Origin of the sequence: Cysteiniphilum marinum, from assembly GCF_014857925.1 — a bacterium.
In the GTDB taxonomy this organism is placed as follows: Bacteria; Pseudomonadota; Gammaproteobacteria; order Francisellales; family Francisellaceae; genus Caedibacter; species Caedibacter marinus.
On the sequence record NZ_JACYVZ010000023.1, the window covers coordinates 23,400 to 40,622 of the forward strand.

18 protein-coding genes are annotated in these 17,223 nt (G+C 36.9%); 12 read left to right on the forward strand and 6 right to left on the reverse strand.

What is annotated here, in order from left to right; all coding sequences use genetic code 11:
• Positions 1-36 precede the first annotated feature (36 nt).
• Positions 37-1,239, forward strand: coding sequence for a hypothetical protein (locus tag IE867_RS10035; protein WP_192484592.1), 1,203 nt, complete (start codon positions 37-39; stop codon positions 1,237-1,239).
• A gap of 528 nt (positions 1,240-1,767) precedes the next feature.
• On the forward strand, positions 1,768-2,814 hold the full coding sequence (locus IE867_RS10040; RefSeq protein WP_192484593.1) for a trypsin-like serine protease: 1,047 nt from the start codon (positions 1,768-1,770) through the stop codon (positions 2,812-2,814).
• 33 nt (positions 2,815-2,847) lie between these two features.
• Here the strand turns inward: IE867_RS10040 and IE867_RS10045 are convergent, their stop codons facing one another.
• From IE867_RS10045 to IE867_RS10055, 3 genes are read right to left on the reverse strand one after another with little or no spacing between them, the layout of a single operon-like run.
• On the reverse strand, positions 2,848-3,630 hold the full coding sequence (locus IE867_RS10045; protein ID WP_192484594.1) for a hypothetical protein: 783 nt from the start codon (positions 3,628-3,630) through the stop codon (positions 2,848-2,850).
• Between the two features lie 17 nt (positions 3,631-3,647).
• The gene (locus IE867_RS10050) at positions 3,648-3,932 is read right to left on the reverse strand and encodes a hypothetical protein (RefSeq protein WP_192484595.1); all 285 of its coding nucleotides are present in this window, start codon (positions 3,930-3,932) and stop codon (positions 3,648-3,650) included.
• A 24-nt stretch (positions 3,933-3,956) separates the two neighbouring features.
• Positions 3,957-4,571, reverse strand: coding sequence for a response regulator transcription factor (locus IE867_RS10055; RefSeq protein WP_192484596.1), 615 nt, complete (start codon positions 4,569-4,571; stop codon positions 3,957-3,959).
• Between the two features lie 370 nt (positions 4,572-4,941).
• Between IE867_RS10055 and IE867_RS10060 the strand changes: the two genes are divergently transcribed.
• The 10 genes from IE867_RS10060 (at position 4,942) to IE867_RS10105 (ending at position 13,268) form a co-directional block, all read left to right on the forward strand.
• The gene (locus IE867_RS10060; protein ID WP_192484597.1) at positions 4,942-5,532 is read left to right on the forward strand and encodes a hypothetical protein; all 591 of its coding nucleotides are present in this window, start codon (positions 4,942-4,944) and stop codon (positions 5,530-5,532) included.
• Between the two features lie 46 nt (positions 5,533-5,578).
• Entirely contained in the window at positions 5,579-6,031 is a 453-nt protein-coding gene (locus IE867_RS10065) for a hypothetical protein (RefSeq protein ID WP_192484598.1), read from the forward strand.
• Between the two features lie 77 nt (positions 6,032-6,108).
• Positions 6,109-6,621, forward strand: a complete 513-nt coding sequence (locus IE867_RS10070) for a DotD/TraH family lipoprotein (protein WP_192484599.1) — start codon at positions 6,109-6,111, stop codon at positions 6,619-6,621.
• Positions 6,615-7,397, forward strand: coding sequence for a type IV secretory system conjugative DNA transfer family protein (locus IE867_RS10075; protein WP_192484600.1), 783 nt, complete (start codon positions 6,615-6,617; stop codon positions 7,395-7,397). Before IE867_RS10070 ends, IE867_RS10075 begins: the two co-directional genes overlap by 7 nt.
• Complete coding sequence (locus tag IE867_RS10080; protein WP_192484601.1) at positions 7,384-8,511, forward strand: type IV pilus twitching motility protein PilT; 1,128 nt, start codon at positions 7,384-7,386, stop codon at positions 8,509-8,511. Before IE867_RS10075 ends, IE867_RS10080 begins: the two co-directional genes overlap by 14 nt.
• Before the next feature lie 20 nt (positions 8,512-8,531).
• Positions 8,532-8,789, forward strand: coding sequence for an IcmT/TraK family protein (gene icmT, locus IE867_RS10085; RefSeq protein WP_192484602.1), 258 nt, complete (start codon positions 8,532-8,534; stop codon positions 8,787-8,789).
• Positions 8,782-11,109, forward strand: a complete 2,328-nt coding sequence (locus tag IE867_RS10090; RefSeq protein WP_192484603.1) for a type IV secretory system conjugative DNA transfer family protein — start codon at positions 8,782-8,784, stop codon at positions 11,107-11,109. The genes icmT and IE867_RS10090 overlap by 8 nt, the downstream gene beginning before the upstream one ends.
• Before the next feature lie 16 nt (positions 11,110-11,125).
• Positions 11,126-11,425 (forward strand): hypothetical protein, encoded by a 300-nt coding sequence (locus tag IE867_RS10095; RefSeq protein WP_192484604.1) that lies wholly within the window; start codon positions 11,126-11,128, stop codon positions 11,423-11,425.
• Positions 11,415-12,497, forward strand: coding sequence for a secretion/conjugation apparatus DotM-related subunit (locus tag IE867_RS10100; RefSeq protein WP_192484605.1), 1,083 nt, complete (start codon positions 11,415-11,417; stop codon positions 12,495-12,497). The genes IE867_RS10095 and IE867_RS10100 overlap by 11 nt, the downstream gene beginning before the upstream one ends.
• Before the next feature lie 171 nt (positions 12,498-12,668).
• Positions 12,669-13,268, forward strand: coding sequence for a hypothetical protein (locus tag IE867_RS10105; protein ID WP_192484606.1), 600 nt, complete (start codon positions 12,669-12,671; stop codon positions 13,266-13,268).
• 223 nt (positions 13,269-13,491) lie between these two features.
• Here the strand turns inward: IE867_RS10105 and IE867_RS10110 are convergent, their stop codons facing one another.
• The 3 genes from IE867_RS10110 to IE867_RS10120 form a co-directional block, all read right to left on the reverse strand.
• Complete coding sequence (locus tag IE867_RS10110; RefSeq protein ID WP_192484607.1) at positions 13,492-14,982, reverse strand: hypothetical protein; 1,491 nt, start codon at positions 14,980-14,982, stop codon at positions 13,492-13,494.
• A gap of 213 nt (positions 14,983-15,195) precedes the next feature.
• Positions 15,196-16,437 carry a hypothetical protein gene (locus IE867_RS10115; protein WP_192484608.1) on the reverse strand — a complete coding sequence of 414 codons (1,242 nt, stop codon included), beginning with the start codon at positions 16,435-16,437 and terminating at the stop codon, positions 15,196-15,198.
• Between the two features lie 349 nt (positions 16,438-16,786).
• The coding region (locus IE867_RS10120; protein ID WP_192484609.1) for an integrase core domain-containing protein at positions 16,787-17,223 on the reverse strand (437 nt) is incomplete at its 5' end.

Sequence of the window (17,223 nt, forward strand, 5' to 3'; positions counted from 1 at the left end):
GAAATATTTTTAACCAAAAAAACGGAGAAAAGAATAATGTATCAAGCTAAATTGAAAACTTTAACACTTGCCATGGTTACTATGGGCAGTATAGCGCTATCACAAAATGTGTTGGCGAATGATATATCACTTCCTGAGTTAAATGCACCAACTTTTGAGGGGTTGCAAAGTGACTTAAATGGAGACTGGAAGACTTCCTTGGAGGATAGCATTAATAGCAAGGCGGATAAGAGTGAGTTAGCTGACAAGGTGTCAAACCAGCAATTAACCGATGGTCTTGCTACTAAGGCAGATAAGAGTGAGTTGGCAAATAAAGCAGATAAGAGTGAATTAGCTGCTAAAGCAAATCAAGCAGATTTGATCACTTTGCAAAATGCAGTAGGCAGTAAGGAAAAAGACACGGGTATTTATAAAGATATTCAAGCAGCTACCAAACAAGCTCAGAATGAGTCTGAAAATTATACTGATACAAAAGCACAGGCACTGCAAGGTAAGCTTGATAAAAAAGTAGATAAAGAAACAGTCATTGTAGCAGAGGAAAAAAAACGATTTGATACATTATTAGATCTAGCAAAAGAACTCAATCCAAGCAAAGAAAATCCGGTAACCATCAAGTTGTATCCTGAAACATATTACCTTAAACCAGAGTATACTTATGATATTCCACCATACGTAACCATTGATGGTGGGATCTACAAGACGGCCATTTTAAATGTGGAAAATTTTAAAAAGAAAGGGAAAAAGAGCGTTATTGATATATCTCCTAATGTCACAATAAAAAACCTTAATATTTTTTCCAATAGCGAAGATGTTAGTATTCCATTATTTAATATAGTCAATTTGAATGTCGAAGGTGCCTCGATAATATTTGATAATGTTTTAGCGACAGCTGCAAATTATTTGATTTTGAACCAGAATAATAAGTCTAGTAAAGGAGTAAGCTATATTTTTAATCATTTAGTTCAAACTATAAGTAAACAAATGTCAGCGATTTTTGCTGCAAATTCATTGGGGTGTAAAGATAGCGTATTAATGACCAACAAATCTAAAGGAAAAGTAGGGGATAATATTTGTTATAAATCCCCAACAGAACATACCAATTTAAATTTGCAAAATAGTGTGAGTAATTTTTCTTACGAAGGTGCTCCTGATAAGAATAAAATAAAGCCGTTAATTGTTTACTATGTAACAAATTATGACGAAGGTGCTCACTATTTAGACGATAGATTTCAATTTTAAGCTAAAGACTATTTCTCCTTGTGGGATCGTTCGTGCAGTTTAAACTACACGGATGAGGGAAAATTAAAATCCGATATAGTTCAAAAAATGGATTGATTTAGTATGCTGGATTTGAGCTATAAGAATAAATCAAATAGGCTATGACCATACTCAGCTCACTTTGATTGTTTAAGCGTTGGCTGAGCGTAAGTCGAAGCCTTTATGGCGTGTAATTTTCCCAAGCTTACTCAGTTTGACTGACGCTCAGTGCATCGTTTCAACTTATGCTCAGGGTGCGATAAACACTTGTCTACATGTATCGATTTATATCTTGATAATCTTCATTGGCGTGCGTCCATATTTATGTTATCTCTAGGTCTTCTTTAGTGCATTAAAAACTGGAGTTACGCACTTTAGAAAAACTATGACTTTATAAACACCCCGTCAGCCTGTGGCTGCCACCCCTCTTTGCAAGAGGGGTGCCGAGCGTGCGAGGCGGGGTGTTGAAGTAGCAAAAGTTCGTAACTCCAGTTAAAAAAGAGATGAGATATGCGTATTGTATTGTTGGTTAGTTTTGCGTTGTTAGAAATCGGTTTGGGTTTTGCCAAGGGTAAAATGCAAGCCTATGATTATTTGTCGTGGCGCCAATGGCAATATGACATAACGAGTTATAACAATAAGACATTGAATCTTATCTTTAATGCAATGGTTGGCATTCAGACTGGGGGTGGAGATGAAAGTAAGAATAATGATAAAAATAAAAAACAGTTCTGTAGTGGCATTGCGCTAACGCCTAATAAAATTCTAACAAATTATCATTGCCTTTATCGTACATTTGAAAATCGCAAGAATAATGCTTTTGTAGATATTGTCTATCAGCAGAATCAACAGATTGAATTAGCAAGTACCGATGGTCATAATATGACGCTGATGCTAGGGCGTGATTATACTGTGGCGCTCCACCCACTACTGACGCGTATAGCCTGGCAAACATATGTTGGTTCGAACCGTTTATTGAATACCTATGCTGATCTTGCTGTGATCACGATAGTTAATCCAGACAAATATTTACATTACTATCTTGCCGAAGAAGTAGATCAAGCATTAAAATTTGTTATCAAAGATGAAAAAGAAATTGCTGACTACTTGCTATACTCTGATAATACGATGGTAATATTCAAGTATCAGCATTCAAATGTAGGTAAATATGCTGAGATAGATAGCAGCTTATGCCAAGGTAAGTTAGTAAAGCCACAGATTAAACGAGATTTGAGTTATTTTTCGTTATTATCTAATAACTACTTATCTGTTGATTACCAGCGTATTCAAATCGACTCTCAAGGCAGTGTTGGATATGTTACTCTAGAGTATTTTGATGAACCGCCCTCCTTTTCTAAACAAGCGAGTAAACGTTTTGGTGAGAGTATTGTCGTTTGTAAATCAAACCAAAATGAACTACAAGGTTGTAAGATTCTAGGGATTCGTTCTTTAGCGTCGCGTGTAATGGGGGTAAACAATGTTTATAGGGATTATTACTCAGCAACCGCTTTTAGCTATAGTTATGGCTTTATCAAAAATTCCTTATACCAATTGTAAATAAGTTGTCTCGGTTAGTCGCTCTCCCCTTAGTTAATGAGAGAGTATGGAGTATTTTTTTGCATAGTCATATAGATCATAATTATCATGAAAGTGAAATGTTTTCTTGAGCCTAAATAGGTAATTATCAATACTTCTTGGTGACATATTGAGTTTATTGGACAGTGTTTTCTTATCAGATATGCCTTGTCCAAGTAACTCAATAAAGCCAACTTCTTTGTCATTGAGATTATGCGTAATTTGTATGCGTTTTTTTGCTTCTTTATGAAACCAGTTGCTAGGTAGAACAATGCTTTTGAAGCATTCAGGCAGTAGGCTAAAAGGCTCATAGAACTGACCGATGAGCTTTAGAGTGTCTTTTAATAGTGAGCGTAAGCGAATTTCCAAGTTGGTAAACTGCGTAAATAACTGAATCATTTTATGCGGGTTATCAAAGTAGATCACAAAGCGATGGAAGTTTAAATTATCGCTTATCCAATAACTGATAGCATAGCAGGTGCCGTAATCTGAGTGTTTGGGATTAAATAATTCTTGCCATGATGTAGCGTGTACAGCAATTTCAGCAAGTTGACAGAACTTAGGTAAGTAAGGAATAAGGTCATAGTTTAAATAAGGGTCTTGTATGCGGTAATTGCTATTGTTGTGAAAACGTGCAGCATATTTATGTTTAGTCAATGGTGCGCACCAAGTAAATGCTTCATTAACATTCGCATAGTCGATGCCACAGCACTCAAATACTTGACATAGTTCATTGATGATCTCATCCACGCCAAAATATTGGATATGTTCTAGGAATGCTTTTTTTTGAGATAACATGGTAGATCCTCCGTGATTTATATCCATTGTTTGTATAAGGCATTTTGAGTCGTAATATGAGGTTGTTGGATGATGTCAAGTAGAGAAACAGAGCATTCTCCTGACTGACCAGCATAAGACTTTATGTCTATTTCCAAGCGAGCACACCACTTTCTGACAGTGCTTGCTTTATAGCCTGTCATATTGGCTATTTGCTCGAAATCATACTCCATATGTTTAAAATGATTTAATACCTGCTTAATAGGTGTATTGTATTTTTCTTCGATGTAGTGTTGAAAACTTTCTGCATATTGATTAGCCATGCTATATATCCCTATCCTAAATTTTTATTGCAAATTGGTTCCAAATTTTTCAGATAACAACTCAATGGTTAGTTTATTCAACCAATGACCAAGATCAAAATATCGTGATAAGGTAATGATGTCATAGATTTCAAATATAATATGTAAATCCTGAATAATGTTTCTGACGGTAGATTCTGCGCGATATATTCGCTTAGCAATCTCAAGATTGCTAAGACCTCGGCATTTGAGTGTTAGTACATAGAACTTAAGCAGTGATAATTTTGCAGGTTTAATATAATTATGAATGGTGAGATACTTACCATCCCAGCTAACAGGTGACTTTGATAATTTGAAGAAGAACCCTCGGATAATATAGGGAGCATGTTTAATAAAAGCACGCGTTGTAATGATCGGCTCAGGACCGGATTCATTAAAATAAAAAAGCTCGCGCTGGATTGAAGTGCCTTTGAGTAGAATAGATTCACGCTCACCAATACTATATTGTTTATGAAAAGGCTTAAGCTCACAAATATCAACTTCCATCTTGCCAACCACATCAGCGATATTTTTGCCAAGGTGCTTTAAATAACCTTGATCTACACTGATAAGCTTCCCTTGATGATCTTTTTCAAAAAAACCAATATTATAATTATTCATTATTTACATTTCTCCTGCTGTAATAATATTTGAAATAATTCGACCCATGGCGTCTGAGTGGGTAATGTATCATAGTGTAACCATGATTTTCTATGGGGTAAATTACCCGAAATTACGGTGCGATTTTTGTGCAAGATGGGTGTGTGCTGTTGGATAAATATTCACTTGTGAGCCATAAGTAACTCCAATAAGTAAGATTGGAAAATGATCTTTTGCATAATCGTGTAATAAACCGATGGTCTTAGGACAAACTGATGAACTCTTAAGTATGTTGTTTATTTCCGTCGGCATAATGGTCAAGAATACCCAGCATGTAAAAGACCTGCTCATAAATAATGGTTGGGTGGTGTGGTTCGCTGAGGGTAATGTTATGGTTGAATATATTCAGGAATTGCTAAGAACGTTTACCGGTGAAAAAGGTAATATCGATTATACCGTTTTTCAGCTGATTGATTACGTTAGTATGATTATGGGATTTTGTTTGCTTTTTGCGGCACTAATACGCTTGAGCAAGCATGGTAAAACGCAGCAGATGTTTCGATATTACGCGCCATCGACCACTATTTTGATGTTTGTTGCTGGTGTCATGCTTTTGTCAATGTCAGGATTTATTGAGATGGTTAGCAACACGCTCTTTAGTCATATTCAATTTACGCCAGAAGGTGCGGGTGAGTATGAATATCATCTAATAGATAGTGTTAGCGGCTATGCAGATCAGGTTGCGAAGCATCAAGATCCTGCTCAAGCACAAAAGTATTTGATTTTTGCACTGCTTGGACTGATCGGCTTTATCTCGTTAATTCGCGGTATGTTTTTATTAATTAAGGTATCCGAAGGTCAGCATGATGCCGGTGTTGGTCGTGTGCTATCGCATATGATTGCTGGAATTATTGGCATGAATGCCCCGATGTGTATGGCGATTATATCAAGGGTTTATGCGGATATTCCTCATATGGGATAGACGATTAAAGAGAATATTACTAGAAAGCAATTAATAGGAGAAAGACATGAGTAGATTAAATCTAAATAAGACAGTTAAATGGCGTCTGCTAGGCAGGTTGCTATTGGGGGTTGGTATGATCTTTGCTGCGGTTAGTTTATCATTTGCCGCAGATGATAAGAACTTTTTAAAATGGGCGGTAGGGATTGTAGGTTTTTTTGATCAAATTAAGGCTTTTGTTCAAGTTGTGGCTACTGTGATTGGTATGTGGTTTGTCTATAGCGCTTTGCAGTTATTTAGAAAGCATCATACTACTCAGGGCGCGCAAGGTGAGCATGTTAAGCATGGCAGTGGGCATTTGTTGTTGGGTGTGTTTTTAATGTGCTTAGTCCCTGGTATCCAGATGCTACAAAACACGCTGGGCAAGGATCTTGGTGATGGAGTAAAGAATAAGTTTGTTGTTAATGAGAGTATTTTTTCGGGTAACACGCCGTCTCCTGATCCTAAGACTGATGATTAATCCCAGTTAGGAATGAGTGAATAGGATATAACTTAGCAACTTAATAGACTAGAAATAGTCTGCTTAAAAGGTCATGTATGAAAAATAATAAATATTTAATGCTCGCTTTGCCGTTATTCTTGTTGGTAGGCTGCAGTCATGTTAATAATGATGCCTTAACAAAGACGGAGTCGCAGCAAAAAGAATACATTAATAGCGTGATGTCAGTAGAATTAGTTAACTCATCAAAAGTAATACAAGCATCCTTAACTGAGTTAAACCGCTCTAATGCCATTCGCTTTGGCAGTGGTGAATTACCTTTTGCTAACATTAAAGATGCGAGTTTACAAAAGCGCGTGTCTGTTAGCTACTATGGTCCGATAGAAAATATTTTGCAGCAAATAGCGCAAAAAACAGATTATAAGTTGCAAGTGTTTGGCAAGGTCCCACCATTTCCGGTTGTGGTGGTTGTTGGTAAGCTCAATGCGCCAGTTGAAGATACTGCAATTAATGTGTTACGTGATGTTGCGGTTCAGGCAGCTAAGAAGTTAACGATTAAGTTAAACACTAAGGCAAAAGTCATTAGTGTTAGGTATGCTGACGTATGGTAGCACTCGATTTACATACGATTAATCATTTGGATTATAATACGGATTTAGTCAGGTATGACCCCAATCATTTGACGTTAAGAGAAAAAGCAGTCAAACAAGCTGCTTTGGAGCTTGGCGTGCAAACTGGCTTATACTTTGGTCAACAAGAAATCAATGAGAGACTTGATCAAATAAGGGCAATGCTTTATCAGGTGTATAATTTCAATACATTGTTGTTAAGTCGCAATATTATGCCGCCTGTTATTGAAACAGGATATAACCAATCGAATGTTTCAGCTAATGAACGTGAAGTGCAGTTAAATGGTCAAGTGTATAAAATTGTTAAACAAGCCTATTTTGTATCAAATGTCCCAACGTGGCGAGATTACCTCATTACTAATGTTGTCAAACCAGATCCGCCTGATAAATCGATATTGCCTAAAAATGATGCGGAGAAAAAGATCTGGCAAGAGACAATACGTAAAGCATGGGAAACAGGGGTTGAACAGTCGGTTGAGATTTTTAAGCAAAACTTATACAGATTGAAGCGTGATTTTTCGGGAATGGTCATGTATTACGAGTTGCTTAATCGCAACATGGTAGTGTTGCCTTATGTCAAAGAGGCAAGTAAAGCTATTGTGAATAAGACAAACTATCTCGCGATTGACAATCGGAATTATCAATTGAGTGTTGAGCCACAGTTTCAAGGCAATAGCAAAAATTGGCGCGCTTTATTAAACGGGACGTTTCAATCATCAAAGCCAGTAAAGGATGATCATTCAGATGACAAGCATTGACAATAATAGTAGGTATTTATTAGCAGGAGAGCCACCGTACTTCTTAAAATTACATTATGATGAACTTTTACTCAGAAGTGGGCAGTTGGGCTGTAGTGATTTGACCTTCCAGACAAACTCGCCGGTGATGGCAGTGAAGCATGGCCAACATATAAAGGTGACGCAAAGAGCGCTGACTGCGAATGAAGTTGAGGATTTTGTGAATATTATTTACGGTAGCAATGCAGTGGCAAAAGTGCTAAGTGGTCAAGATCTTGACTTTAGCTACAGTGTTATCGGTGACCATCATTACAAAGTACGCTTTAGAGTCAACGCAAGCTTAATATCACTGGAGTCACGCTTAGGGTTGCAGGTGTCTATGCGCCAACTGCCGAGCAAACCACCTACGCTTGACGCACTAAATTTACCTGAATCTATTAAAAGATTAAGTCATGTTGATCAGGGAATTGTTTTAGTGTGTGGCGCAACAGGCTCAGGTAAGTCAACACTTTTGGCATCGATGCTGATGGAGAGAGCTATGTATAATCATTGTGGTGAAAAAATCATTACCTTTGAAGCGCCTATTGAGTATCTGTTGCCATCATGTGATAAGACGCTCGTTGCACAAACAGAAGTTCCACGTTGTTTGCCTAATTTTGCCTATGCGGTACGTAATGCATTAAGGCGCACGCCAACGACAATTATGGTGGGTGAGGCGCGTGATCGTGAAACTATTAGTGCAGTGATTGAAGCGGCATTGACTGGGCACAGTGTTTTTAGCACTTTACACAGTCAGTCGGTGGTGCAATCGGTTAATCGCTTGCTTATGCTATTTGATCAAGAACAGAAACAGCGTGTCTATTATGATTTTTTCTCAACGGTTCAGGCCATTATTTGGCAAAAGTTGATACCGACGATTGATGGCAAGCAAGTAGCCTTGCGTGAGTACATTATTATTGATGCCAACTTGAGAGCTCAATTACTATCACAGGAGATAACAATGCTATCGCAATTAATTAAGACAGCGATGACTGCTGCAAATACGACAGTAAAAGATCATATTGAAGAATTATTTAAAGACAACATCATTAGTCAGGAGACTTATGAGGCATGCCTAAAGCGAACGTTATATTAGTAATGATTTAAGGAGTTAAAATGTCTGAATATTATGCGCATTGGCGAGATTCTGGGCGCACACCAAAACTATTTATGATTGAAGCGCAAGCATTTTTCCCGATTGTGCTTACGCTGTTTCACTTTAGGACATGGACGGTATGCTTGAGTCTTGCAGCAGTTACTTTACTGTTTATCTTAAGTCGATATCAAATATCGCTGATGATATTTTTGTTAAATTTGCGGGAATGGATTTTGGGGCGAGAAAAACAAGTAGAGAAAATCGATTATTATGAGTAGAAATGGTGTGCGCGGGTTATCGCGAAAGCAAGAGGCAAGACCCAGCGATACGATACGTGATACACGTGGCTTAATATTCCAGCTGTATGATCTTGCTTCATCAAGGTTTGGGGCGATTTTGTTAATCGCCATCAGCATGATTGCATTGGTTGTTTTTCCGCTAGTGAGTGATCTGCTGTTTATATTTATCGTCATACTATTTTGGAATGCTTTTTGGCAAACACCAAGAATCCCTTTTCGTTTACCGCTGGGGGCGAAAGATCTTGATTTATCCGATAGCAATTTACAACAAAAAAAAATAGGCAAAGCCAAAGGTTTGTACTTCTTTGGTAATGAAATATCAACTAATCATGAATTGTGGTTCGCTGATGATGATATGCGCACACATGCGTTGATTTTAGGCTCAACAGGTTCAGGGAAAACACAAACATTATTATCTATTGCATTTAATGCATTATCACATGGCTCAGGCTTTATCTATGTTGATGGCAAGGGGGATAACTCACTATATGCACAGGTGTTCTCAATGGCAAAATTTATGGGGCGTGAAGATGATCTGTTAGTCGTTAACTATATGACCGGTGCTGAGGATATTATCGGCCCACAAAAAGAAAGCATTTCCAATACGCTTAATCCGTTTGCATTAGGCTCATCGAGTATGTTGTCACAGCTGATTGTGAGTATGATGTCATCGTCCAACTCAGGTGGTGGAGATGGTGATATGTGGAAAGGTCGTGCAATCTCGTTTGTCGAAGCATTGATGCGTTTGTTGGTGTATTTACGAGATAAAGGGTATTTGCTGCTTGAAGCAAACACCATACGTCGTTATTTTATCTTGGATGTTGTTGAAGATTTATTGCACAATCAACAAGTGCTTGATCATAATAACCAAACGGTGATATTGCAAGAAGCACTACCGGATGGAGTAACTGACCCTATGCATAACTATCTGGCAACTTTACCGGGATATCAGGCAAAAAATGTTGGCAAGCAATCGGATAAAACCTATGAACAACATGGTTATATCACAATGCAGTTAACGAGAATTTTTGGCTCACTTGCCGATGTTTATGCACATATTATGCGTACCAATCTTGCCGATGTTGACTTTGCCGATGTGATTTTAAATCGTCGTATTCTTGTAGTGTTATTGCCCGCATTAGAGAAGTCACCCGATGAGTTATCCAACTTAGGTAAGTTGATTATTGCCTCGCTTAAAGCAATGTTAGCCGCGGGATTGGGAGCTAAGATTCAAGGTGATTATAAAGAAGTCATCGAGTCAAAACCTTCCAACTCCGATACGCCATTTTTGTGTATTTTAGATGAATATGGTTACTATGCGGTAGAGGGATTTGCCGTGGTGCCTGCGCAAGCACGATCATTAGGTTTCTCTGTGGTGTTTGCCGGACAAGATATTCCAGCCTTTCAAAAAGCATCTAAAGAGGAAGCCGCTTCTATTTTCGCCAACACCAACATTAAGCTATGTATGAAACTGGAAGATCCAACAGAGACTTGGGATTTCTTTAATAAAACAGCAGGAGAAGCCTATGTGTCAACAGTGCGTAGCTACAATATGGGTAATGATGGCAACAGTTTAGGTTATAAAGACAGTAAAGAAGCCGGTGTTGAAAAACGTGCGCGGGTTGATCTGATGGATTTAAAAGATCAGTTGCCAGGTGAGGCACATGTGTTCTTTAAATCAAGTATTATTCGCATGCGTTCATTTTATGCCGCACCTAAGAAAACGAAATTTATTGGTTTAAATCAACTCCTAAAGGTTGAGCCATTTAGTGTCAATTTCATTCAGTCGATGAAAGCCGCAACAACAAATAACTTTGGCACCATAGAATCGATTAATTTAAGCTCTTCACTACTGCAGCAATCACCGGTAACACAAGTGTATAGAGATACGCAAACAATAGAAGGATGGATTGGCGCAGAAAACGCGGATGCTTCTCAAAATGTAGATAGCAATAAGCTTAACCAGTTAAATAACAACATCAAAAAACTAGATGAATTATTAGAGAGTGCTCAACTAGATGACGGAGGTGTTTTGTTCTCTGAGATATCTTTGGAGGATAAGATGAACAGTCCATATTTTGATATCACTCAGACAGCTATGACTCAATACTTGGTTGATGCGTCTCGGTTGCTAGATTTGATGTATCGTTTTAACACGATTAAAGGCATGCCGCGTCAGCAAAATGAACAACGTCAACAAGCGCGTATGGCGCACATGAAAAAACTATCAAATGCCTATCTTAAAACACTTGATGTTGATCGCATTAAACAGCTACTTACGAAAATGGAAAACGATTAAATATAGAGAGATAATCATGCAATTAGAGAATATCTTACTCAGGCTGAGCCAACAGGCAGAAATGCGTTATATTGAAAACGATAAAGAAAAAACATTTGATCAGCTTCAGCAACAAAAAAAATTAATTAATCATTTGATGGTGACAGCAGATAGTGCCTATAGCTATGTTTTTGATGAGAGTATTTTCAACAACATCAATAATGATAGCTTTGACTTAGTCGAAGTGGCATTTATTTATGATGCACTAGTACAGTTTAGTGATGATAATGTCATTAACATTGATAGGCTATTTGCAGGAGATAACGATGGCCAATAATACGCCAAATGCTGATGATACAGGCATGGCTTCCTTTTATGTTGTTACCATTATTTTGTTGCTGTTATTGTTTCTATACTGGTTGTTTCATGATTGGATCGTCTACGTTGTATTCCTAATCAAACAAGTTGAATTGATGTTTATTATGCTATGGGATCACAGCTATGTCATGCTCATGAATTGGAGCAATCATGTACTAGAGTCTCAAGTTACCTTAAAACAGCTTAAATACCTTTCATACAATACTTCTGAAGCCTTGTATCCGCTGTTTTTAAGCAGTGGTGTGGTGATGATAGGGCTGATTTTTTTCTATCACCCGTCACGACGCTATCGCACAGGCTTTAGTATGAAGAGTTTGTCATTATTTATTGCTAAGCGCTTTAAAAAAGTTTTTTTGCTATCTGAAGAGTCAAGTGATGTGCAGAATAAATTATTTGAAACGGGTTTATCACCGATAAATTATTTAAAGCATTGTCAATTAATCAAGAATCACCAATTAGATCTTAATTTACTGCAGAAAAAGTTAATTGAACAGCTAGGTGAGGTATGGCATATCAATACGCAATTATCGATTGAGGTTTACGGGCTGTTTACCGCTTTTGCATTGTGTGTTTGTGATCAACGACAAGCTTCTAACGAGTTACTCGAGCGATTAACGGGTTACTTTAGTGCAGATGGGTCTGTGAATAAAAAGCTAAGCCGTAAGCGCTTATATATTGATATTGATAAATACTTTCCTCAGTGTTTAGATCATCCAAAAATTAAGCAAATTATCACAGAACATCATTTTACCTCTACTTTGCTGTGTGAGTTATTAGCGCAAGCAAGACGGGGGGGAATTCTTGCAAGCTCTGGATTTTTGTGGCTTAAAAAGGTCAATCGTACTTTGTGGTATGTGTTGAATAATGTTGGGCGCAAGACATTTTTTGTTGAAGGTGCTGCGGTAATCGTGCATTGGCAGGCGGAGCGCAGTTTGAAAAAACCGATTGCAACACCGATGCTACAAAAGTTAATAATGGCTTTGCAACAGGAATATCAGTTATATAAAACGGTTGAAAGAAATGAAAAATAAAGAAAATGAAGATCAAATAACAAGTAAAAAATCGGCTAAGACCAAATATTCACCCATAAGTGCTCACTGCACACTGAGCATCCGTCGAAGCGTATACGCTTGGGAATCACACTTCATAGAGGCTTCGACTTATGCTCAGCCAACGTTTATAAAATCAAAGTGGGCAGGAATATGGTCATAGCTAAAAAATCAAAAAGTAAAGAGTCAGATAGAAGTGTATTACCACTTAAATTAATGGCTATCGCGGGTAACTCGCAGACATTTTTGACGCGATTATCAGCACCAAAGTATGACCAATGTCTTAATACATTGCAAAAAAAACAAAACAGCTGTTATTTCTGTCAAACACAATTGAATCAATACTATATAGTTAATATCAATCACGACTATAACAACAATAGGATGGAAAACTTAGCGTTAGCATGTCACTTCTGTAGTTACGTGCAGCTACTGGATTTAGCACAATTAAACGACTATCCTCAGCAAGAAATTATCTACTTACCCCATAAGTCACAAGCGGAGCTTAATCGATATTACCATCAGTGGCAGCATATGATGTTAGAAAGATCTGGTCTCTTTGAGATTAAAGAGGCAATAGCGGAATTATCAGATTTAAAACAGCATGTCGGACAGTTGTTAGGATTCCAAGGTGGTTTTGATGACTACCTTGGTTTATTTAGCCAAAATTATGTCGACAATCACTCGTTATTGAGCCATTTGCGTTGGCTGCCGAGTGTTGAGTTTTTGGCACAGGTTTATCGGTTGCGTTAGAGCTATGACCTGATTCCAGCTCACTTTGATTGTGTAAGTGCTGGCTGAGCGTAGTCGAAGCCTTTATCAAGTCTGATTTTTCGTGGTATTCAGCGTACCCATTTCGACTGACGCTCAGTGCATCGCTTTGACTTATGCTCACTGTATTGCTTAGACTTACAATCAGGGTGCGGTGAGCACTTGTGGGTGAATATTTAGTCTTAGCCCGCTTTTGATTAAATAATTATTTTGTATAAAAGGTACTTAAAGAATTGTTAGAACGTTCTGATTCGAACTCTTTGAACAACGATATCTTCTTATCTACTGTTTTACCAAGTAAATGAAGATTATTATTTATTCTTGATATGTTATTCATTTGCGCAACAGGACCACCTTTTTTATTAAGGTTTATTTGTTGATGGCATGGTGAAATCGATTCTTTTATACTATCCATCGGTATGTCATTTCTATCAAATTTATTGTTGCGATTAAAGTTCATAACTGTATCTTTATCAGCATGTTGTCTTTCTCCTGTTTTCTCATTGCAGGTTTTTGTGAGGTTAAGGTTATATGCGATAGGGAAAGACTGATCATCAAGATGTATGTTGCAAAATACTGAATGATATTTATCAACTTGATTTAAGATTCGCTTTACTTGCGTATCGTTCTTATTGATGTCTAATTTAAATTCAGTACATACTTTATTTTGCTTATTGCTTTTAATCTCATCTTCGCTGCTACCTTTTGTACTTTGTATATCACTAGCCAATTCTGAAGATATTGAACCTACATGCTTTCCTGGTAGTGTAACAAACTCAGTATCCTGTGCAGTACAAAAAGTTGTTGAGAAATTTTCAATGAGTGAGTTATTTCCTTTTAAAACTTTGTGCATTTTAGTTGATAAATCCATCGCTTCGGCGGCACCATAGGAAAAGAGATTTTGATTCTTATCGATAATAGCATCTGCAATTGCACCATTAATAAATAAGCAGTATTCTCCAGGGTAGGCATTTTTGCCTTGCAAACGGCGGCAAGTAGCATTTTTAATATTCTCAAGTTCAATTTCTTGTTTTTGCCCTGAGTATGCTTCTTCAAATTTACTTAAATCATACTTATAAGGTGCTGTCATTAATGCCACCCTTGGTAGAAGCTCTTCATCTTTGTGATCTAGACCATTTGCAATAATGCGATGAACCTTTGAGCTTGTTTGTGTATGACTACCATTTGTTAAATCAAGTCCAAGCTCATCAAAACCATCAATAAAATGATAATAAATATCTTTTGGCTCAATTTTTGTTATATTGTCATCTTTTATTATACTGTTGGCAATCTTTTTTGCTTCAGTAAATGCCTGATTCCTTGCCATGCCATAAGGGTTTTGATTATACTTTTTAATATCCTTATGTTTGATCTTATCAGTTGCCGTTAGGAGGTTATATGGTTGAGAAATATGTAAATTAACTTTACTAAGTTCATCATCATATTTAAGATAACCATTTTCAACTAAAAGACCTTTTACTGTATTTCTTAATCGTGAGCAATAACTATTTGCATCTTTAGCATCCAACTTTTGATCACTGTTGAGTTTATTCCAATTGTAATTATAAGTTATACATAGGTGATTTTCTTGACCGACGCACGCTTTATTATCTTCAGTTTGTTGTTTGATAGCGTTAACAATTGCTTCAGCCTCTTTTGTTATTTCTTCGTCAGTTTTTGGCAAGGCTTTTGCCACGGTTTTGAAGTAATGCACTATAGAGTTAGGGGCGTGAGCGCGTTGGTTAAGCGTGTTATTATAATCATCATCACTGTCATAGCACCTCTCTAAGTGATTAGCATAATAGCTCGTTGCTTGCTGTTGCTTATCTTGAACATTGTCTGAGAGTAGTTTATCCATTATTGTTCCTTATTTTATTTGATGTTGAAATGAGTATGTTTTAGACTAAATCTAACAATTAAGATTGGTACTGTTACTTGACTTAGACGCATTTATGTTCTCAAGAGTTTTTTTGAAAATATTCTCAAGCGTTGGTTGCTCAACTTTATCATCGATAATGCAGCCTAATCCATAAGTTGTTGCTGACCTCTCCCTTTTAAGATCACATTCCTCGATGTTTTTCTTGTCTCCATAGTAGCCATTAAGTGCGGTTGATCCAGTGGTTTGATTATCATATTGTTGATCTGTTTTTACTTGACTATCATTATTAATATTTTCAGCTACATGCTTGCCAGGGGCGGTAATCACTGAGTACTGAGAGATAACTGTGCCAATCATAGGCTTTTTATTATAGTCGCGACTTTTACTTTGTAGATCTTTTTCTATGTCGGAATGCTTATTGTATAGTGCCTTTGATTCACCATTAGTCAAAAGATATGGTCCGTTGCGTTCAATGTTGTTGTTATATTTTTTCTCTTCATTTTTTATAGTTTTTGTGGCCTGCTTGATATAAGGTAAACCATAAGCTGTAGATGGCTCTGGATCATACTCATTAGCATAAAGCTTAGATGTTGCTCTTTGATCATAGCCCTCTACATAACTATTCGGATTTTTAGGGTCAGTATATGTGTAAGAGCTTCTAATTTTATTGGTTATCCCGTAGAGCTCATCACCTTTCGGGGTTTTATTAATAAGTAGCGTATTTCTCAAAGCATCGGCTGGGTGGATTGGTTGTGAGTTTGTGTCAAGCAAATCTAGGCACATCCCATCCAAACCTGTTTCCGGGAAGTCTTGTGATACATAGTAGGTATTCCAATTATCATCTGCATATTGACTTGTAATGTTATTTAGAACCTCATTTCTATGATAGCCATATTTTTGATTTGTATTCCACTCTCCCGTGTATATTAGATTGATTCCGAAATTTTGGTTATTTTCATTGAAATTGTCTATCAACGTTTTAACCTTAGCTTTATCACCATTTATACCTACAGTGAGCTTATTGTATGTTGGATCATTATTTATATATGTGCTTAATAATCTGTTTAGTACTTCAGTTTTCGCTTGAGATTCTTGGGAAATACTACCTAATGGACAAATTACGCCAAAATGTATGGTGGGTTTCTTGTTTACGTAAACATGTTGAGATATTAGCTCTTTAGAGCCTAAAGCACTATAAAGTAACTTTGCCCTATGAGTTATATCTTTATCTTTGAACTCTAATGAACTATTGGAAGGAATGTTATTATCCATGCTAATCTCCTTTATCTTTTAGGTTTAACAAATTATGAATTAAAAAATCTAAACAACGTCGACTTAGATTTGATGTTTAATATACTTAGCTAATATCCTTAAGTACATAATCCGTCTACTATCTGGACATAATGATGAGAAAGAAACCTGCGTTTCTACGCAAAAGTAGCGATTTTACTACATCAAATGGATTAATTTGCTGAAGCAGAAGTGTATTTCAAATAGTTTCACACGGTAAGTGACGGCTTACTGATGAGCATCAGTTAAGCCAAGAAGACTTAACGATATCGTGTTGGACTAAAGTACTCCCCATTGTCTAGACCACTTTGCAATAAAAATGGGATATTTTCTACTGTAAATTCAATTCATTAATTATAGGCTTCAAGCAAATGTTTTCATTTGGTTTTAAACCTAATAATAGTTTCTCTTTAAATGCGTCAGCATCAGCATTTTTATAGCTAGTGTTAAAGTAAACCTCCGCTGGTTTTTTATACGCAAGACCTTGATGATGTCTCTCATAATTGTAAAACTCAAAGTATCGTTTTAATGAGCGTTTGGCTTCTTGCATATCAGCATAATCTTTTATGTAAACCTCTTCATATTTAACGCTACGCCACAAGCGTTCTATAAAAATATTATCAAAGGCACGACCTCGACCGTCCATGCTAATCTTAATATCATTTGCTAAAAGAAGCCCTGTAAATTCAGTACTGGTATACTGCGACCCTTGATCACTGTTAAAAATATCAGGCTTTCCGTAATGCAATAACGCATCTTCTAATGTGC